The organism is Microbulbifer sp. VAAF005, assembly GCF_030012985.1.
In the GTDB taxonomy this organism is placed as follows: domain Bacteria; phylum Pseudomonadota; class Gammaproteobacteria; order Pseudomonadales; family Cellvibrionaceae; genus Microbulbifer.
The window spans coordinates 545,948-565,364 of sequence record NZ_CP120233.1 but is presented as its reverse complement, the minus strand read 5'-3'; the positions used below and the strand labels follow the sequence as shown (position 1 = coordinate 565,364).

Sequence of the window (19,417 nt, the reverse complement as noted above, 5' to 3'; positions counted from 1 at the left end):
CTGATTGAAGGAAAGGCGCATCTGCGTGCAAAGCACCTTATCGATGAGCGAGTCAATGAGCAGGCTACCAATGGCCGCTATAGCTTGTTGGGAAATCAAAAGGTTCACTCCTAGAACAATCTTTCTGAAGCCGCCAGCATGGGCTGGGGGCATATTTCGCTAGTCAGAGAGAAAGGGAGTGATCAAATACGCAGGCGCAAAGTGGCAAGCCAGGTTCGGTTGCCGGGGTGGGATTCTATCGCAGTAGGAGATAATTCAGGCGCACCGAATGGCGGAGCCAGAATTTGGGGCCATTGGTAAGTTGGCGGTGGCGCCAACTGGGGAAGTTCCAGATTCAAGTATGCGGCGGTGACGGCAACTTGATGGTCGTCCAGCGAAGTCTTCAGGGAGACTTGGGCGTCATAGTCACAACAGTCATCATCTGAGTCTGACCCCTTGGCCATATCATCGCAGCAACATTCCGCTGATGGCTTGGGGTCCTCCATCATTTCGCAGGCGAGCACGGTCTGCACCTGCAACATCAGCAGGAGCAGGGCCGCCATAGCTATGAGCTTGGCGCGAAATGTGGATGAATAGTTTTTCATTACTGATAAATCATACACCAGAGATCGGTTGCTCGACAAAGGTTGCTTTCGCTATGTGACCAAGGGGTACTTCCAAGTTTTTCCTTCTTCCATTAAGGGTAATTACGGCACAGGTTAACCCTTCGGCAGAGATTTCTTGACGATAGTTAGTAGATTCCCTTGGATAAATGCGACTACAACAGCACCACAAGGTGTCTCTATGAAATTAACTCCTCCGGTTTGCCTCCTTCTGATCTGTTTATTGGCGGCACCTTCTTTTGCAGATTCTAAACGCACATCTCTCGAGGAGTTATTTGCGACTACCTATAAACATAATGAAGAGATTAACAGTGAATGGGTGCTGAGTAGGGAGCGGAACTGGGCTGCCTGGCAAAGAATGAGGGCTGTTAGGGAAGCTGCTAATAGGGGGAAGACTTGTCATACCTCAGCAAGTATGGGCTTGAGAGAAAGTCCGCGTGGTACGAGATTGATTTAGGAAAGCAACGAGCGTGGCTGACGTCATTCAGACTGCTAGGGGTACTCTCTTCTTGGTATATGTTAAAGACGAATCAGGAGGAGCTTTATGAGCTTGGTATGACTGTGGCTGAAGTGGAAAAGTTGGGTCGCTATGTTATCGCCAATGACATCAAAGAAATAAACATCCAGGCAAGATTGGATTATTTCCACAAAGAGGAAGCTGGTTACATAGGCCGGATCCTTCAAGGCGGTGAGGACTTTGCCGCTATCTATTTAGAGCTTCAAGGTAATCTTGAAGCTCTTGAACACCTCTTGGAAACTAATTGGATCATAGATCTATTCAGAAAGTTTGATAGTGAAGCTCAAGAGATATTACTGACCTATAGCTTATCGAAATATAACTCACGAGAGGGAATGGGACGTAGTAGTTACAGTCTGGATCAAGAAGCCGAAATGTTTGTCGATAAATTTCTCTCTGGAGAGATAAACGCAATGACGAAGGAGGCTTTGGAAAGGCTTCAAGAGAAAAGGCTGGGTAAAAAAGCTACCATCAATGTGGAATTTAAGCCCCCGGTTGATTCGCCCGTAAATGAGTGCAAGTGTCCTCCCGATCAATGTTCCTACAATAATTCTTGATTATACTTAATTTAATAGATTTCCCGTCATAATCGACCGCGTGGCATGGTCTTCACTTCGAGTGGTAGTTGTAATGACTGTAACAAGGATCTGTTTTTGGCTTGTCGCGCTTTTCTATTCCTTATCCCCCTTTGCAGATGAATACATAGTCCAGAGCGAGGACTACGACCCGTTTACCCAGATGACAGAACTCTGGCTAAAGGGTGAAATTTCAAATCGTCAGATAAGGGATTTGGCACTCAGAGGGCGCTATCAAAACAGCTCTGCCGCTAATAGTGCTCATGTCTCCTTCTTTCTTGATGAAATGCAGGTGATTGCGCGGGGGAACTCTGTATCGGGTCGTTCGGCCCAGATATCCGTCCAGGTTGATGAGTCAATTTTTGACTTGGATTATGACCTTGTTTCCATGCATATGATGATCAATGGTCATGGAAATGGGTTATCAAGCAAGCAGAAATTCCTTTTGGTTACTTTTATGTACCGGTTAGCAGCAGAAGGCTGGAGCAAGTCTTCTGGAGTCGATGAAATGGAGAAACATCTTATCTATCGAACTCTCGATTACTTATCTGAAATGCCTGCAGATTATAAAATGTGGGTGATAGCTAAAGAGATACAGTATCCGGTTCATTAGAGTATTAATTCATTTCTATAATTAAGTTTAAGCGGGCTTAAGAAGTCATAACAGGCTTCTGCATTGATGATAAGATCATAACTTAACCAGTGATGTTGTTAGAAAGGCTTCGCATACTCTAATTGGTGCCTGCGAGCAGAAAAATATAGTGATTTCTTCCTTTTTTCCTGTAATCTCCTCCTCTTTAAATTCGTATCGAATGTTGGTTTTAAAAGGACTTATATGCAGGATCGAATATCACAGCTGGATTTGTTAAGGGGAGTCGCTTTGTTGGGGCTTCCTTTAATGAATATGATAAATTTCTCTATGCCTATGGCGGCTTATTTGAATCCGAAGGCCTATTTGCCAAATGGCCCTTTGAATGATTTTCTCTTTAGCTTTTTCCATTTGTTTGCTGATCAAAAGTTCATGGGGCTTTTTGCCATGCTATTCGGGGCAGGCATCATACTATTAGCTGAGAAACGCGAGCAGCAGAATAAGTCTGCTGCAAAAATTCATTACAGTCGAAATTTCTGGCTGTTATTGATAGGCCTTTTTCATGGCATCTTCATTTGGGAAGGCGACATCCTGATAATCTATGCCTTTATAGCCATGTTTGCCTATTTGTTCCGCAAGTTGCGTGGAAGCTGGCTGATTGCATTGGGGGTGATTACTCTTGCCTTGTCAGCATATAGCTCATATCTGGCAGGAGCTTTTATACAACCCCTAACAGGAGAAGCTCGATATGCAACAGCAGCCATTTTTGCTCCTGATGCAGCGCAGATCCAGCAAGATATAGACATATATCGAGGAGGGTTCCGGGCTCTGTTAGAGAGTCGTTTCCTTGGTGGCAATTTAGCCTCTAGTCCAGAATCGGCAATCGTTATTTCCTACTTTAGTCTCTCCATTATTTTAAAAGCTGCCGCTATGATGTTGCTGGGAATGGGCCTGTTTAAGTTGGATATCCTACGTGGCAAAGCCAGTTCGTCTGTCTACAAAAAAGTAGCTATTGCTGGGGTGGCTATTGGTGTGACATTGACCGGTATAGGGCTTATCTGGAACTATAGTCATGACTGGAGTATGGATGATTACTTCACCTATGGTGCCATTTTTAATTTGGTAGGGTCTACATTTACCAGTATCGGTTATATCGGCTTGATCTGCCTTTGGTTCAAGTTAGGTAAGCACCTATGGATCAAAGGCAAGATCCAAAGTGTTGGGCGGATGGCATTTACCAATTACTTGGCTCAATCCTTTATTTGCATTTATATTTTTTATGGCTTTGGATTGGGTTTGTATGGTGAGCTGACACGTATAGAAGTACTTGGGGTTTGTGTTCTGCTAGGTATGTTGCAGCTGGCCTATTCAGATCTTTGGCTAAAAGTATTCCGTATGGGTCCTCTGGAGTGGATTTGGAGAACACTCACTTACTTTAAGTTTGCACCGCTTATGAAAGATAAGGCTTTACCAGCTGCTGAAGTGAGTAGCTAGAATAGCTACATATTCTTCTTTTTATATTGTTGAGTTACTGCTGACCTTTGTTGGCAGTAGATTATAGGGCATCACACCTTTTTTCTCTCAGTAAACCATTCCCAACATAACAATAAGCTAGAAAAATTAACTATTTCAACTTACTTGTGGTTTTCTTGCGGACACAACAAAGAAGTAACCCAGGGCTCGTCTGCACTGAGTGTCTTCGAAACCGGCTTTTTCAAGCATCTCATTTAGCTCATCGGTGGAATAGAGCTGAGATCCGTGATTCATAAATAGGTGAAAGCAAAACAAGCTCGGGGTCAGGCGGGTTTCATCGAGTAGCATGTCGTGAATAAAGAGATGCCCCCCATTTGGCAAGAGTGCGAAGGCTTTATCGATTAAAAATTGGCATGTTTCAGGGCGCCAATCGTGCAGAATATTACTTAAGCAAATCCCGTCACAGCCTTCTGGCCAAGAGCCTGTAAAGAAGTCGCCGGGTACAATTCGAACCTGCTCTTTTTTGCCGAAATTTTGTACGTACTCACTTGCTACTGCGCACACGGGCGTTAAGTCAAACAGTACTGCCTTGCGTTTCGGGTAGGAATCGCAAAACGGTAGGGCAATGGCCCCTGAGCCACCACCCGCATCCATTAAGCACTGAACCTCTGCAAAAATTCCGTTAGAGACAGCTGTGACTGCGGAGGCAAATCCTTGGGAGTGCATCAGGTGTGTAAAGGCCGCAGCGGATTCTGAGTCCATGTCGTTATTTTGCCACATATCGGTTACCGAACGGCCTTTGCACTCAAGTTCATACTCTCGCTCCAGGCTGGTCAGTATCTTTTTATCCAGATGATTGACGTTGTAGATATGGAAGGGGTCTAGTAGCACTTCACCCCAGTAGTAGAGACTATCTTTTGATAGATAAGACTGGCTCAATTCTGTATTTTTTAACCGATGATTGTCGTAACAGATGTACCCTAAATGACTTAAAACCAGAAGAAAAAATCTCATTCCCTTATCGCTGAGCTGTAACTTCTGGCTGAGCGACTTACAGGTGTCATATCCCTGCTCAATCAACCCGGTAATATCCAGCTGAGCGGAAACCATTAGACAGGCAAAATTGTAGTTCCCCATCAACCGGTCCCACATAGGGCTATCGGCAACTGTCGGTGGTGTTATCTTGTGGGTTTTGTTATTACTCATCGTCTGTTACCCATATGACCTGGGGGATTTTGTTAGTCCGCAGAATTCGTCTGAGTTGGTGTACTTTTTTAGCGTTGAAGGACTGGGGGTATTGTTTTGCTACAGAGGCCAGGTTATGGATATTTTCCTGCACATATTTACTGACTTTGCTGGCATCTGCATTGCCAGTAAACTGTAAGGTAATCCTGTCTGCTGATTTTTGATCGGGTGAGCGGCAACTGAGTAAAAGCTGGACCTCTTCTACACCAGTACAGTCATAGGCGAGGCTTGTGATCTTACTGGTGCTTAAAAGAGCGCTACAGAGGCTGATAGCATTGTCTGCTCGCCCTTCAATCAAAAGTGCTCTGGGGCGGCCACAGCGGCATGTTGTTGGCTTGATCAGATCTCCTAAGCGATAGCGAATAATTGGAACTGTCCAGCCTTCACCAATTCGTGTGAGTAGGGCGCCTTGGTCATCGGTTTCAATAAGCTGCCCCTCCAATAAGTGGTACTTCTCCAGGTCACACCCAGGTGAATTGACAGCAATACTATTGGTTTCTACTGACCCATAGTCGCACCAAAACCCAGCGCTTGGGAAAGCCTTGCGAACGGTTTCAATCTTGGTTTTGGTCCAGGGTTCTCCCATCCATATGATTGACTCAATTGGGAGTTGGCCAACGGAATTTAGTGCTCCCTGGGCAAAGTCAGCTAGGCCTGTAGGGGCGCCAGCCAGGGCATTTACGTGGATGCCCTGTAGAAATTCTATCCAGTTGCTAGCTTCATCTGATACGAAAGGTCCTGTAGGGGCCACGGTACACCGGGAGGCATCGGCCAAGGCTTGAATGAAGTAATGTGCACCCCATAACCGACCAGGGTTGAACAAATTGAGTAGTACACTTTGGGGACTGAGAGGCTGCCATTCTTTAAGAAGTCGATCAATCGCCTGGTGGTAAGGGGTGTAGCAGAGCTTAGGTTGACCGGTAGTGCCTCCACTGGACATTAAAATAGCCCCACCTCTCTGTGCGGCAGCGAGACTGATTCGCTCTATCTCAATGGGACCGCTGATCGGCAGGTCTTCAAAATTACGCACCGACTCAGGTACATACAGCCCGCCAATTTTGGAGAGCTTTCTTGCTTGAGAAAGTGCGGCACTCCTGTCCAGATCGCCGATATTCATTGAAGTAGGGTGACTCCCAAAGAAGCTAAGCGGATAAAAGGTGAGCTCTAATAATTGTAGTAATCGTCCCGAGCGGTAGTGATTAGGAGGGTCATGGAAGCGCTTTGATTTGGCCGCACTTAACGGTAATAGATGGTGCCAGCTTGCGAAAGCTGATCTATTTCATCCTTCGGGATACCTAGTCCATTTAGTATCTCCAATGTGTTCTCCCCGTAGAGAGGAGCTTGCTGAAACTCCATGGCGGGCGAATCAGGGATGGAAAACGGGGCGCTGATATACTGGACAGATTTGCGCTTCTCACTACGTGTGTAGGGAATAGAAGTTACCTTGCCATTATTCCGTACATAGGTGTTATTAAGTGCTTGAGCAATATCATAAACTGGAGCACAGGGAATCTTTCCCTCCATCTGTGCACACCAATCCTCTGTATTTTTCTTTGTAAAGTGCTGGTCGAGGGTATGGGTCAATAGCTCCCGATGCTTCATTCTGTTGTCATTACTTAAAAAGCGGATGTCAGATTGGAGTTCCGTGGAGCCCAGCTCATCGCATAATAGCTCCCAAAACTTTTCGGTCAAACAGGCGATATAAAGCCATCCATCAGAAGTCTTTACCAGCTGACACGGGGCTTGTGAAGCGTGGGCTGAGCGAGGTTGCTTCCCTGGAACTATCCCCTCGTTGAGAAACCATAACCCTTGGTAGCAGAGGCAATTTAGTGCAATATCGAATAAATTAGTGTCAAAATCACCGCCTTTTCCTGTAACTTCGGTTCGCAGTAGCCCTGAAACTGTGCAGAGGGCTGAATAGACGCTCCCTAGGAGATCCACTACCGACACGCCAACTTTGGTTGGGATAGATCCTGGTTCTCCAGTCACTGACATCCAACCAGTTTCTGCCTGCATAAGGAAATCATATCCTGGCCAATGTTTTCTATTGTTGTCTCTGCCATACCCTGAGAGATGGGTACAAACAATTTTAGGGTTCGCCACTTTGAGGTCTGCATATGTAACCCCCAACTCTTCCGGCAGTGATCCACGAAAATTATCGATAACAGCATGTGAGTTATTCACAAGCTTCAAGAATACCTTCCTGCCAGCGGGAGCCCTGATATCGAGGGCCAAGCTCTTTTTGTTGTGGAGCGTCGATTCACTTGTCTCATTGTCTTCGCGAGCTTCATCAAGATAGATTGATCCCATTTTTCTAAGTGGATTCCCATCTTGTTTAGGGTCTTCAATATTGACAACTTCTGCGCCCAAAAAAGCTAGTAAAGTGCCATGAAAGGAACCTGCGCCCCAGGTTTCGAATGAAAGGATACGCTTTCCGTGGAGAGGGAGCATCATGATATACCTGATTTGCGCAAACAAAATTAGTGACCAGTCAAGTTTTGGCCGCTTAGTTACAAGTGGGTATTAGTTTATAGATCACTGTGTAAATCTGATGTAGGAAAATAGAGTATGAAGTTTGTATTGGTTATTAGGCTCTATTGCAGCTAGGTCGGACATTGAGTGTTTAATTACTCCCTATAGGTTTGGTTGACAAATAGCATTCCGAGCCGAGAAATAGTTTGTGCCTGGTAGTAAGACTAAGTATGTGCCACTTACGCACAAACGGGCATTGCAAACTAGACTCTTTGAGATCCAGTTAATGGCTTTTAAGGATGTGAATATGGATCGTTTTCATATCAGTAGGGTGGAGTTATATGCGATAGCCGATAAAAGTGCGCCGCCAATTTGTTGGACTGCTAATCAAGCCCCGCTGTTATATACCAACAATATTATTCGCATTAAAACCAGCAGTGGTATCGAAGGTATCGGTGCGACATTGAGTTATACCGAGAACGGTTTTGATCGATGCATTATTGAAGCCATGCGCACAATTGCACCGGGTATTTTGGGGAAAAACCCTTTGAGGACAGAGGAATTATATAATTGGCTAATGGAACGGTGTACTTGGGGCGGGTTGCCTGCTAAATCGCCTTTTGATATTGCCGCATGGGACATAAAAGGTAAAAAGGCCGAGATGCCGATTTATGAACTTTTAGGTGGAGCACGCTCAAAAATACAATCTTATGCATCCTCTCCTATGTTTGACACTGTGGAGAAATACGAAACATATGTCGAAGATTGTTTAGCGGAGGGGTTTACAGCAATAAAGTTTCATTGCTCTTGTATATATGAGAGAGATATGGAATTAGTTTCAGCAATTCAAACACGTTTTGAGGGGGAGCGTGTGCGTTTCATGCTGGATACAGCCTCTCTATATACTCCTGCTGAAGCCATGGGCATGGCCAAGTGGTTGAGCGAAAACAACTGGGAGTGGTTTGAAGCTCCAGTTCCAGATTCTGATTGTAGGACTTATCAAGATCTTGTTAATAAGTTCGATATACGAATATTAAGTGATAGCAATTCCCTGTTAACACTACATGAGATAACCAATGCATTGAGCTTGGATACCTGGACTAGTGTTCACCTAGATGCCACTGTTTGTGGAGGAATTACTCCTTTAAATAAATGTTTTGCTATTGCGGAAGGATTTGGTAAAACTTTAGAGATACAGAGTATGGGATTTACGCTTACACAAGCGGCGAATCTGCACGTTGCCCTTGCACATAAAAATTGCAATTACTTTGAGCAGTTTTTCCCTTATAAAGATTTTGAGCTTGCCAGTAAGGTGTCTATTCGAACCGATAAGCAGGGTTATGTCCATGCCCCTCAGGGAAATGGGCTGGGAATAGCCATGGATTGGAAAAAGGTAAAGGATAACTGTTTTTGTCAATATGTATTTGAGTAGGATGATCTAGACTATGCAGGAATCGGGCGCCAAGAAATATATCATGGATAAGAAGTTAACATTGGTTAGTTTCTTTTTGGTTTTACTTCTTGGTGTTGTTGCAGTTATTTATCCCGAAGGTACCAAGGACTTTATGAAGGAAATGTTGGCTCTAACTATAATAGACTTAGGGGCAATATTTCTTTGGTATACCCTTTTAGGGACCTTGGCCCTTTTGTTTTTAGCCTTTTCAAAATATGGCAAGCTTCGTTTGGGAGAGGGGAAGGCAAAGTATTCTCTTGTTCAGCTTTTTTCTATGGCTCTCTGTGCAGGTATGGGAGCTTCGACGATGTATTGGGCATATATTGAAGTAATTCATTACTATATGGACCCCCAGTTCGGCATTTCTGCCGAATCAATTAAGATGGAGTACGCAACGGCTTTCAATATTTTCCACTGGGGGTCGGCAGGATGGGTTATCAATTTGATGGTGGCGATCCCTTTTTCTGTGAGTTTTCATATTAAAAAGAATCGAACCCTTAAGTTGTCCTCTGTATTAAATAATATGCTTGATGATCGTATGCCTGAGTGGTTGAAAAAAGGCGTAGATTTATTGTTCATTGTGACCACGCTTTCGGCTACGACATTAACCCTTGGCCTTGCGATTCCAATGATTTCGTATAATGTCAGCGCCTTAACGGGTATTCCGGATAGTCTTTCTACAGGAATAGCCATTATCATAGGTTTGTCTCTCCTTTTCTCATTGTCGTCATTTATTGGCATTGAGAAGGGGATGTCACGTATATCTGGGTGGACCATCTATATAGCAATATTCCTACTTTTATATACGTTTATTGTTGGGCCAAGTGCTCTTATTGCAAATAATGTAACGAATAGTTTGGGGATATTGTTTTCTGAATATTTCCGTATGTCCTTGAGTACAGACCCATATGGAAGTACTCATTTTCCTCAGTATTGGACAATTTTCTTTTGGGCAACCTGGATATCCTATTCGCCGGGTGTAGGTGTGTTTGTTACAAAAATTTCTCAGGGGCACCGTCTGAGAGATGTGATTTTAACTTTGATCCTTGGAGGAGGGCTTAGTAGCGCATTTATCTTTGGGATAGCGGGAACTTACGCTGTAGATCTTATGAACCAAGGGGCTGTTAATGCAGTGCAAGAGCTTTCCAGTGGAGAGCCTCTACGTCTCGCCCATGATATTTTAAGTCAATTGCCGCTTCCTGAGTTGGCGATAGCCATTTTTCTACTGTCAATGATACTGTTTTGCGTGACAACCTTGGATGCAACTTCATATTCATTGACCGGGGTTGTCACAAAAAATCTTGATGCTGAGGCAAATGTTATGCCGGCATATCGAGTTTTTTGGTGCGGGTTGCTAACGGTGATACCTATTGTGTTTTTATTTATTAACGCCGATATGGATACGCTAAAAGCTTTTCCCGTTTTAATTGTAATCCCTCTCCTTCCTATATTGGTAATTCTATGTGTTAAAACAGGAGCTTATCTGTTGTCTCAATTTGGCGACATGTCTGAGAGCGAAATTGATGAGTATAGAGCATCTGCTAAGAAGTAACGTGTATAAATTGATTGAGTTGTACCTTAATTACAGAATGTAACTCTGTGCTAAATAGTTGGACAAATGGCATGAAAAGATAAGTGATCGTGGAGTGTCTCGATTTTCGGTCTTCCTCCTTGTGTTGTCCAATGTAAATGTATGAGTAATGTCAGAGTCTCGGTTTTTATTGAATTTTAGATCGAAAATCAGAGCGCTTAAACGGAGTGTATAAATCTAACTACTGCGATCTTATATTGTTGTTTTATGCCGTTCATCATATTGCCAACACCTTTCGGTATCCTGGCAGTAAATTGAGCGCTGGAAGCTTGGAGTTGCTGCTACTTTTAAATTCATAGGAGTATAGATTTACTTTGAATCCATTACTTTTTATTGTACAAGATAGCCATTTATCGATATTAAGATGAGAGTGTTGACAAATAGTGTCTTGTTCCGCCGTAGAGGACTACTAATCATATCGATAAATCTCTGTATTGGATCCTGTATGGGTTTTAAGTTGTGTGAAGCGACAAGGAGGTTACTATGCGCCTGCACTCGGCTGCCATTTTGGGAGCACTTATTTTTTCCATGGAGGCCATAGCCGCTGACTATGGTAATCTAGTAAACCCGTGGGGGTTTCGTCCTTATGTTTCACTGAATGGTGGGGTTAACAGGCTGGAGGTTAAGCAGGATTATCGTACTGTAGGCGTACTTTATGACCCATACTACTACGATTATTTTTACGAGTATAGTTACTACAAAACTACCAATTCAGGAAGTGAGCCTTGGGGCAGTATTGATATCGGGATCGACTTCAATGGCTACCCGTTTGAACTTCGCTTTAGCTATGGCAGAACAAATTTAGGGCGATCGACATCGGTAGAAAATATCGATTATATTGATGACGAAGTTACAGTTATTGAGCGATACCAGGTCAATCAGAAACATCGCTTGGATGTATTTTCAATTACTGGAACTCTGGATTTATCTTGGTATTGCGACAGGTCCTGTATGTATTTGTTGTTGGGCTATAGTTTTGCGGAGCTGGACTGGTCATATACTATGGCTGAATTTTACGCCGGCGGTAACTATTATGGGACAACAGAATTTAGTAAAAGCTATTTCCATGTAGGTCTAGGTGCGCGCTACAACTTAAATAACTCTTTGCGTATAAGTGCCGAATACATGCTGCACAATGTTGGTAAGGTGGGGGAGTATTATATAAATGACTTTGACCATATAGAATTTGACTTAAGGAATCTTAATGTGCTGCAAGTTGGTATATCCTTTATATTCTGATTTATACTTCTTGTTCATTTAAAATGAAAGTATGGATTAAAGCCATACTTTCATAAATATGGGAACTCAATCTCTCAATTAGTACTAATCTATAAGATCTAAGAGCTTCCTCTTATCAACTTTCCCGACTGCGGTAACCGGCAGACGAGTTAACACTTTAAGCTGCTCAGGTAGCTTAAAGCTGGCCAGGCCTCTTTCGGTTAAGAAGTCGCGCAACGTTTGCAAGCTTGGCGCTTTATCTACACATACGATAGTCGCTCCAACTTGCTCTCCCATCTCTTGGTCTGGCAAGGGAATGATAGCTGCTTGTTGAATGCTGGGATGGGCGAGTAGATGCTCTTCAATTTCATCACATGCAAAAGTTTCCCCGCCCCGATTTACAACATCTTTGAGTCGTCCAGTAACTACAATATTGCCGTTATCTAGAATGCGTACACGATCGCCGCTGCGATAGAAACCATCTGGGGTAAAAGCGCGTCGATTATGCTCTTCAGCACGGTAATAGCCTCTCAGTGTATAGGGGCCGCGAGTGAGTAGTTCTCCTTCTTCTCCGGCTTTCACTTCCTGCCCATACTCATCAACCACTTTTAGAGTGTCGAGGAAACTCATAGGTCTTCCTTGAGTATCGGTGATGGTTTCATTGTTATCTTCGCGATGGGTGTAACAAATCAACCCTTCGGCCATACCGAATACCTGCTGTAGTGCACCGGGAAAAGCATCTATCGCAGCATTGGCGTCAGTTGGACTCAGCTTTGAGCCACCAACTTGAAGTAAGCGGAGAGAGCTTAAATCAGTATCTTCCCATTCTGTCGCTGCAGTCCAGACTTGAGCCAGTGCTGGGACCAGGGCTGTGGCGGTTACGCCGTAACGCTCTATCAGCTCGAAGCAGTAGTCCGGGCTTGCATCTTTGGTAAATATTACCTGCCCACCCATGGATAGCGTGCCCAGAATGCCGGGGCAACCCAGTGGAAAATTATGGGCGGCGGGGAGTACTGCCAGATAGATTTCATCTTTTCCTAAATTACAAGCAGCCGTAGCGCAGGTAATGTTGTAGCGATAGTCATTGTGGGTGCGTGGAATAAGTTTCGGAAGTCCTGTAGTGCCACCGGAAACGAGGAATAGGGCTGGGGCGTTGGGGTCTACGGGAACAGGGGTGAAGCCTTGGCATTCTCTTCTGGGCAGGGAGGGGAATGTGTCATTTTCATCAGAGCTGTATATGCCTCGCAAAGTCGGAGATTGCGAGGCAATTTGTTCTATCATGTTGTGACTACTCTCATCACTTTCCGTTCCTGAAGCGACATAGATACTGGCGCCCGAGACCTGTGCAAAATGGCATATTTCATTTTGGCGATGTGCAGGTAAAGCTAAAACAGGAACCAGTCCCGCTCGAAATAAACCGAGTAGAGTAGTGATAAAACTTACCTGATTGCTCCACTGGAGTATTGCCCGCTCCCCAGCTTTGTAGCCTTGTTCCACCAGGCCTGCAGCAATACTATCGGCCTCGTTAACCAATTCTGCGTAAGTTAATTGTTCCGATAGGTCCCGAACTGCGCATCGATTGGGAAAGTTTTTCGCATTACGCGTGATCAGTTCCCAAATAGGTTGGTTATCCCAAATTCCTTGTTGCTGATAGAAAGCCTCTAGTTCCTTTGGGTGAGGCGTGTAACCATTAAGTAAATTATTTTCCATGCTGGTCTCTTGAAATGTTTGGGGGGAGCAGGCGGGTGATTTTTTGAATCTTCTTCAGATTTCTAAATTAAGAATTAACAGTTAGTATTCACGGCTTCAAATTTCTTATTGAGATAAATCTATGTCCGGCGCTTGGCTACAAATCCCTCGCCCTCAACCTAAAGCTGCTATCCGACTATTGTGTTTGCCTCATGCTGGTGGTACAGCATCACTTTATCGACCCTGGGTGAAATTATTGCCAGATTCCATAGAATTGGTTCTCGTATGTTTACCGGGTAGGGAGCAACGCTGTAATGAAGCTATGCCCGCAGATATGCAAACTTTAATTGCTTTGTTAAGTAGGGCTATTAAACCTGTCATCGATAAACCCTGGGCAGTATTTGGGCACAGTATGGGAGCTACAGTTGCTCATGAATTGGCTCTCTCCTTGTATCGCGAAAAATTGTGCGGTCCTGAACACATATTTGTCTCTGCGCGCGAAGCTCCACAATTTCAAAAGAGTGGAAACGTACACCAGTTGAGTGATGAATCTCTGTGCCAACAACTCATTGAGCTTGGCGGCACCTCTCCTGAATTATTGGAAATTCCTGAGTTAAGAGCTCTACTACTTCCTGCTATACGCCAGGATTATCGATTGATCGAAACCAGCAAGATGTCCTCGGACCAACTTTTAGATTGTCCCATCACCGCGATGCTAGGACGGGATGATCCTGAGTTGAGCACCGATGAAGCTCGGGGTTGGCAGCAGTGGACCAATGGTGAGTTCCAATTGAAAGAATACGCAGGTAACCATTTTTATCTGTCAGATTGTCCCGATCTGGTGGTTGGCCATATTGTTCAGAAGCTCCGCTTGGCCTAACTGTATGTGAAGTTATGTTGGCCGTATAAAATATTTCTGTTTCTTGTAACGCTATCGAAATTAATTGTTGGGAGAATAGGGCTGTTGAGCGGCTCTATATTCTCCATCGTTCAATAGATAGCGGATCTCTACTTCGATTAATCCGGGATCGTTATTTTTAATGATGTTCGAATTATTTCTCTTTAGTAACAAGTGGCACACTCTCTCTCCACCCTGACGCCCAAATCCAAAACAAACATCCCGTTGATTTCAAAAATGATATGTTATAACGTTTCATTATTGATGGGAAGATGAACTGCTTAGGTGATGGAGTTTCTATGCAAGCAACGAAGCTACCAATGGAGTGTGAAAATCTGAATGAGATCCGCCAAGGTATTGATTCCATTGATCGCGAGATCATCAGGCTGTTGCAGCGGCGTATGGGGTATGTTTTGTCAGCAGCCCAGTTCAAGCCGGATGAAACGAGTATTCCTGCTCCAGACCGGGTTGCGGATATGTTGATTGACCGCCGTCGTTGGGCTGAGAAAGAACAACTTTCCGCAGATTATATAGAGCAGCTTTTTACCGGGATTATTCACTGGTTTATCAATCAACAAAAGCTGCATTGGCGCGCTGAGCGCGGCTTGCCCGTTGAGGAAGGTGTATGAAGGGCCGCTCTAAATATGCTGGCCTGGAAGCCTGTTTGCAGGAAGCCAAGTCCAGGGTAAGCCAGGGACAGCCAGAGGTTCTGGCATCGTTTTCAACTCCATGTCATAGACGCAACCCAATAGGGTTGTTTGCCACCGGCTATCAGCATGAAAGATTCGCGTCTCTGTGGGGTGTGCCCTCTAGAGATGAATATGCTGTGACCTTTGGCTCTGCCTGTGAATTTAGTTGTGCCCCAGGGGAATCTTGGTCTGAAATCCAAGCCAATTGGCAAAAATTACTGCCCTCCGCTGTGGTAAGCGGGGGGCATCGGCCGGTTTTGTGTGGTGGGTTTGCTTTTGATAGCCAAAAAGATTCCTCATCCTTGTGGCAAGACTTTCCCGCAGGGGCGCTTACGTTGCCCGAGTTGGCCCTTTACTGTGAAGGGGATCGCAGTTATCTGGTAATGAATTTTATCGTTACCGATCAAACAGAATGCAATCAGACTGCGGAGCGGGTGAAGGCGTGGTGGCAGCATATTTTGTCTCGTAGCTCTGACCTTTCTGCGAATGATAATGTGTTTTCGGTGGAGTCTGATTTTAGCCAAAATTGTGCAGGCCAAATGGCTTGGCAGCAGCGTGTAGTAGGGGCGGTCGAATCAATCAAGCGCAACGAGTTTCAAAAAGTAGTTCTCGCTCGTTCTGAATCACTGAGCGCGGATTGCTGCCCGGGAAGTATTCTCGGATATTTACAAGAATCTTACCCCGATGCCTATTTATTTGCCTTTTCCCGCGGAAAAAGTTGCTTTCTTGGGGCTTCGCCTGAGCGCTTAGCGGCTGGTAAAGACGGGTGTATTAGCACAGTTGCTTTGGCCGGTAGTGCACCTCGGGGAAAAGACCCGGCAACTGATTATAAATTGGGGATATCCCTGCTTGACAGCGATAAGGACCGATTTGAACACGACCTGGTTGTCCAACATCTCCTTTCTATTTTGCGCAAATACTGCCACAGCGTAGCGGAACCTGAACCGCCCCAACTCTGTAAATTAAAGCAAATTCAGCATTTGCTGACGCCTCTAGAGGGCTTGGTTAAAGATGGCGTAAATCTGTTGGATATCTTATCGGATTTACACCCCAGTGCTGCGGTGGGAGGCCTGCCGAGGAAAAAAGCACTGAAGTATATCCGTGAAAATGAAGACCTGGATCGCGGTTGGTATGCCGGACCTGTTGGTTGGCTCAATGCTGAGGGGGAAGGGGAGTTTGCTGTCGCGCTGCGCTCTGCACTTATTACTCCGGGCAAGGTAACACTATTTGCCGGTTGTGGCCTGGTTGAGGCTTCCCTTCCTGCCCACGAGTATCGTGAAAGTTGTATCAAAATGCGTGTTATCCGAGACGCAATAAGGAGCGTATCTCTTGTCGCCGAAGCCGCAGAATAAATCAGAGCCAATCAGTCCGGCCAGCTTGTTAAAGGATTTAGTTTGTCAGGCTATTGATGCCGATATTAATGGCATTCATCCGCAGGATGACTTAATTGCACTGGGGCTTAATTCAGTACAAGTCATGAAGATAGCTGGTCAATTAAGGCAGAAAAAGATCAAAGTAAAATTTGCTGATCTTATTGCAGTGCCTCAATTGAAAGCCTGGCTTTCTCTACCTCAGTTGGCTACTGGAACTGAAGAAAGTACCAGTGAACATTTATCTGTGCCGGGAGCCTTTGATGAAGGCACTCCCTTTGATTTGGCACCGATGCAACATGCCTATTGGATTGGACGAGACCCGAATCAATATTTAGGGGGCGTTGCCGCACATTTTTATCATGAGTTTGATGGCCAGGATGTAGTACCTGATCGTTTGGAACAGGCTGTGCGCTTCCTGTTCGAGCGGCATGGGATGTTGCGTGTTCAAATCCTCGATGTTGGTCGACAGCAGATTCCCACAGAAGTGAGCTGGCCCGGTTTAAAGGTTCATGATTTCAGGCATCAGGCTGCCGCAGAAGCGGAGCAGAGTCTTATCGCTGTTAGGGAGCAACTCTCCCATCGGCAGCTGGATATATCGCAGGGCGAGGTTTTTGATGTACAGCTCTCATTGTTACCTGCGGAATTAAAAGCTGGCGGCACACGCCTGCATATTAATCTGGATATGGTCGCTGCAGATGCCTTTAGTCTGCGCGTATTACTGAATGACTTGGCCAAGCTCTACCTGGAACCAGAGCAGTCTCTGGTTCCGCTTAATTACAGTTATCCGCGCTACCAGGCTGACCGCAGCGCTCTTCACTCAAAGGAAGAACTCCGAGCTGAAAAGCAGCAGGCCAAAGAACACTGGCAGGGTCGCCTGGCAGATTTGCCCGGTGCCCCTCAGTTGCCAACCGCAATAGGCGCTGAGTCTAAAGACACTCGTCGAGTTGTTCGGCGTCACTATAGCTTGTCTGCTGACCAGAAAAACCAACTGGCGGAACTTGCGAGCCGTCACGGTATTACTTTATCCATGACCCTGGCAGCGGCGCTTGCCGAAGTGCTTACGGTCTATAGCGAAGAGTCAGATTTTCTGCTGAATCTCCCCCTGTTTGACCGGGAATCTCTACATCAGGATGTCAATTCACTGGTGGGAGATTTCACTTCTTCGATCTTACTCTCCTGGCAGGGCAGCCAGAGTGGAACCTTTGTTGAGCGTGCACAGCGTTTACAACACAACTTCCGTCAGGATGTAGCGCACGGGAGTTATTCCGGCGTAGAGGTGCTGCGTGACCTCAGCAGGCAACAGGGACAAACGGTGTTTGCGCCGGTTGTCTTTACCAGTGCGCTTGGGTTGGGAGAATTATTTGGCGAGTCAGTTCGCAGTGCCTTTGGAGATGTCAATTGGATTATCTCCCAAGGGCCACAAGTGTGGCTGGACGTACAGGTTATGGAACTCAAAGGTGGCCTGTCCGTAAACTGGGATGCGCGGGAAGCTGCTTTTGCTCCCGGCGTCCTGGATGGCATGTTTGCCGCCTTTACGCAGTTACTGGAATGCCTGATCGGCAGCCCGGAATTCTGGGCCCAGCCGATACCATCGCTGCTGACAGCGGAGCAAAAGCAGCAACGCCAGCGGGTAAATTCCACGGCTAAAAAACTCAGTCTCACCAATTACACGAGCAGTTTTTTAACAATGCTGAAAGCCACCCGGAAGCCGCGGCTTTGTATTGGAACGATGAGCAAATTAGCTATGGGGACTTGGCCCACAGCGCCTTGGCAATGGCAGCATACCTGCAACTTCAGGGGGTTGAGCCTGGTGATATGGTCGGGATTTTATTGCCCAAAGGCGCGGAGCAGATTATAGCCGTTCTTGGGGTAATGGCCGCTGGAGCGGCTTACCTGCCGCTGGGAATAGACCAGCCACCGCTGCGCAGGGAGCGTGTGCTCAAGCTTGCCAGAGCCAAGTTGGTTATTGATGACTTGTCTGTGCTCTCGGGTGTTGCCCCTTTATCCCGGCCCGTAGTGGGTGAGACAAAAGACCTCGCTTATACCATTTTCACCTCTGGCTCTACCGGTGAGCCCAAGGGGGTTGAAATTAGCCACGGAAGTGCCTGGAACACCATAGCGGACATTAACGAGCGCTTTTCTGTTAACGAAAGTGATCGTGTGCTCGCAGTATCAGCCTTGGATTTTGACCTATCCGTTTACGATATTTTTGGGCTGCTGTCCGCAGGTGGTGCACTGGTATTGGTTGAAGAGGAATCTCGGCGGGATGCAGAGCGCTGGCACCAGCTGGTGTGTCAACATAACGTTACTGTTTGGAATACAGTACCGGCCCTTTTGGATATGCTGTTAACCACCGGTGGTGATACTCCAGCGGGAGAGCTGCGCCTGGTATTAAATTCCGGAGACTGGATCAGCCTGGACCTGCCGGAAAGGTTAAAACGTGTAAATCCGGATTGCCGCTTTATCGCTTTGGGGGGGCCACCGAGGCTTCTATCTGGTCCAACAATTTTGAAGTAAAAGAAGTCGATCCCTCTTGGAGATCCGTCCCCTATGGTTACCCCTTAGCCAACCAGCAATTCAGGGTGGTGGATTCCCTGGGCCGAGATTGCCCTGACTGGGTGGTAGGGGAGTTGTGGATCGGTGGTGCGGGCGTTGCCCTTGGATACCGAGGTGCTGCTGAAATCACCGCAGCACGTTTTGTAACAGACGGAGGCGAACGTTGGTATCGCACCGGAGACCTGGGCCGCTATTGGCCAAATGGTTGCCTGGAATTTTTGGGCCGCGCCGATAACCAGATCAAAGTGCGTGGACACCGCATCGAACTCGGCGAGATCGAAGCCGCGCTGACTGCGCACAATGCGATTGCGCAAGCAGTCGCTCTGCTGACCCAGCGAGGTGTGGTTGCGGTTGTAGTTCCAGAGCCCAAAGTGGCGAAAACCAATACCGCTTCAGAAAAGTGCTTTGTTGATTTGCAGCAATTGCAGGAACCCTTGAGCGATCTGCGGGAATTCCTGACCCAGCGATTGACCAGCG

14 protein-coding genes and 2 pseudogenes are annotated in these 19,417 nt (G+C 46.0%); 11 read left to right on the top strand and 5 right to left on the bottom strand.

Annotated elements, in window-relative coordinates; all coding sequences use genetic code 11:
- Positions 1 to 182: 182 nt before the first annotated feature.
- Positions 183 to 584 carry a hypothetical protein gene (locus P0078_RS02430; protein WP_282932885.1) on the bottom strand — a complete coding sequence of 134 codons (402 nt, stop codon included), beginning with the start codon at positions 582 to 584 and terminating at the stop codon, positions 183 to 185.
- A gap of 414 nt (positions 585 to 998) precedes the next feature.
- Between P0078_RS02430 and P0078_RS02425 the strand changes: the two genes are divergently transcribed.
- The 3 genes from P0078_RS02425 to P0078_RS02415 all read left to right on the top strand — a co-directional run bounded on the left by P0078_RS02425 (position 999) and on the right by P0078_RS02415 (position 3,777).
- A complete protein-coding gene (locus P0078_RS02425) occupies positions 999 to 1,676 on the top strand; it encodes a hypothetical protein (protein ID WP_282932884.1) in 678 nt (225 codons plus the stop codon).
- Between the two features lie 73 nt (positions 1,677 to 1,749).
- Positions 1,750 to 2,307, top strand: coding sequence for a hypothetical protein (locus P0078_RS02420; protein WP_282932883.1), 558 nt, complete (start codon positions 1,750 to 1,752; stop codon positions 2,305 to 2,307).
- Between the two features lie 267 nt (positions 2,308 to 2,574).
- Positions 2,575 to 3,777, top strand: coding sequence for a DUF418 domain-containing protein (locus tag P0078_RS02415; RefSeq protein ID WP_282932882.1), 1,203 nt, complete (start codon positions 2,575 to 2,577; stop codon positions 3,775 to 3,777).
- Between the two features lie 135 nt (positions 3,778 to 3,912).
- Here P0078_RS02415 and P0078_RS02410 read toward each other — a convergent pair whose 3' ends face one another.
- The 3 genes from P0078_RS02410 to P0078_RS02400 form a co-directional block, all read right to left on the bottom strand.
- The gene (locus P0078_RS02410; RefSeq protein WP_282932881.1) at positions 3,913 to 4,962 is read right to left on the bottom strand and encodes a methyltransferase; all 1,050 of its coding nucleotides are present in this window, start codon (positions 4,960 to 4,962) and stop codon (positions 3,913 to 3,915) included.
- Positions 4,955 to 6,118 (bottom strand): AMP-binding protein, encoded by a 1,164-nt coding sequence (locus P0078_RS02405; protein WP_282932880.1) that lies wholly within the window; start codon positions 6,116 to 6,118, stop codon positions 4,955 to 4,957. The genes P0078_RS02410 and P0078_RS02405 overlap by 8 nt, the downstream gene beginning before the upstream one ends.
- A 119-nt stretch (positions 6,119 to 6,237) precedes the next feature.
- Complete coding sequence (locus P0078_RS02400) at positions 6,238 to 7,455, bottom strand: CaiB/BaiF CoA transferase family protein (protein WP_282932879.1); 1,218 nt, start codon at positions 7,453 to 7,455, stop codon at positions 6,238 to 6,240.
- 325 nt (positions 7,456 to 7,780) lie between these two features.
- On the opposite strand from P0078_RS02400, the gene P0078_RS02395 reads away from it, so the two are divergent.
- From P0078_RS02395 to P0078_RS02385, 3 genes are all read left to right on the top strand, one after another.
- Positions 7,781 to 8,905 (top strand): mandelate racemase/muconate lactonizing enzyme family protein, encoded by a 1,125-nt coding sequence (locus P0078_RS02395; RefSeq protein ID WP_282932878.1) that lies wholly within the window; start codon positions 7,781 to 7,783, stop codon positions 8,903 to 8,905.
- Positions 8,906 to 8,948: 43 nt separating this feature from the next.
- Positions 8,949 to 10,478, top strand: a complete 1,530-nt coding sequence (locus P0078_RS02390; protein WP_282932877.1) for a BCCT family transporter — start codon at positions 8,949 to 8,951, stop codon at positions 10,476 to 10,478.
- Between the two features lie 522 nt (positions 10,479 to 11,000).
- Entirely contained in the window at positions 11,001 to 11,756 is a 756-nt protein-coding gene (locus P0078_RS02385) for a putative outer membrane beta-barrel protein (RefSeq protein ID WP_282932876.1), read from the top strand.
- A gap of 84 nt (positions 11,757 to 11,840) precedes the next feature.
- Here P0078_RS02385 and P0078_RS02380 read toward each other — a convergent pair whose 3' ends face one another.
- Positions 11,841 to 13,445, bottom strand: a complete 1,605-nt coding sequence (locus tag P0078_RS02380) for a (2,3-dihydroxybenzoyl)adenylate synthase (RefSeq protein ID WP_282932875.1) — start codon at positions 13,443 to 13,445, stop codon at positions 11,841 to 11,843.
- Positions 13,446 to 13,566: 121 nt separating this feature from the next.
- Here P0078_RS02380 and P0078_RS02375 point away from each other — a divergent pair, with 121 nt between their 5' ends.
- The 5 genes and pseudogenes from P0078_RS02375 to P0078_RS24440 all read left to right on the top strand — a co-directional run.
- The gene (locus P0078_RS02375; protein ID WP_282932874.1) at positions 13,567 to 14,304 is read left to right on the top strand and encodes a thioesterase II family protein; all 738 of its coding nucleotides are present in this window, start codon (positions 13,567 to 13,569) and stop codon (positions 14,302 to 14,304) included.
- A 317-nt stretch (positions 14,305 to 14,621) separates the two neighbouring features.
- Complete coding sequence (locus P0078_RS02370; protein WP_020415350.1) at positions 14,622 to 14,951, top strand: isochorismate lyase; 330 nt, start codon at positions 14,622 to 14,624, stop codon at positions 14,949 to 14,951.
- Positions 14,948 to 16,363 (top strand): isochorismate synthase, encoded by a 1,416-nt coding sequence (locus tag P0078_RS02365; protein WP_282932873.1) that lies wholly within the window; start codon positions 14,948 to 14,950, stop codon positions 16,361 to 16,363. The genes P0078_RS02370 and P0078_RS02365 overlap by 4 nt, the downstream gene beginning before the upstream one ends.
- Positions 16,341 to 17,984: pseudogene (locus P0078_RS02360) on the top strand (condensation domain-containing protein); the annotation flags it as partial. The gene P0078_RS02365 and the pseudogene P0078_RS02360, both read left to right, overlap by 23 nt.
- A 116-nt stretch (positions 17,985 to 18,100) precedes the next feature.
- Positions 18,101 to 19,416: pseudogene (locus tag P0078_RS24440) on the top strand (amino acid adenylation domain-containing protein); the annotation flags it as partial.
- Between the last annotated feature and the right edge of the window lies 1 nt (position 19,417).

Bases quoted from the DNA above. Each gene is read 5' to 3' on its own strand.
- P0078_RS02395 (WP_282932878.1), top strand. From the start codon at position 7,781: ATGGATCGTTTTCATATCAGTAGGGTGGAGTTATATGCGATAGCCGAT.
- P0078_RS02385 (WP_282932876.1), top strand. From the start codon at position 11,001: ATGCGCCTGCACTCGGCTGCCATTTTGGGAGCACTTATTTTTTCCATG.
- P0078_RS02365 (WP_282932873.1), top strand. From the start codon at position 14,948: ATGAAGGGCCGCTCTAAATATGCTGGCCTGGAAGCCTGTTTGCAGGAA.
- P0078_RS02420 (WP_282932883.1), top strand. From the start codon at position 1,750: ATGACTGTAACAAGGATCTGTTTTTGGCTTGTCGCGCTTTTCTATTCC.
- P0078_RS02370 (WP_020415350.1), top strand. From the start codon at position 14,622: ATGCAAGCAACGAAGCTACCAATGGAGTGTGAAAATCTGAATGAGATC.
- P0078_RS02405 (WP_282932880.1), bottom strand. From the start codon at position 6,118: ATGAATATCGGCGATCTGGACAGGAGTGCCGCACTTTCTCAAGCAAGA.
- P0078_RS02380 (WP_282932875.1), bottom strand. From the start codon at position 13,445: ATGGAAAATAATTTACTTAATGGTTACACGCCTCACCCAAAGGAACTA.
- P0078_RS02410 (WP_282932881.1), bottom strand. From the start codon at position 4,962: ATGAGTAATAACAAAACCCACAAGATAACACCACCGACAGTTGCCGAT.
- P0078_RS02390 (WP_282932877.1), top strand. From the start codon at position 8,949: ATGGATAAGAAGTTAACATTGGTTAGTTTCTTTTTGGTTTTACTTCTT.
- P0078_RS02400 (WP_282932879.1), bottom strand. From the start codon at position 7,455: ATGATGCTCCCTCTCCACGGAAAGCGTATCCTTTCATTCGAAACCTGG.
- P0078_RS02375 (WP_282932874.1), top strand. From the start codon at position 13,567: ATGTCCGGCGCTTGGCTACAAATCCCTCGCCCTCAACCTAAAGCTGCT.
- P0078_RS02430 (WP_282932885.1), bottom strand. From the start codon at position 584: ATGAAAAACTATTCATCCACATTTCGCGCCAAGCTCATAGCTATGGCG.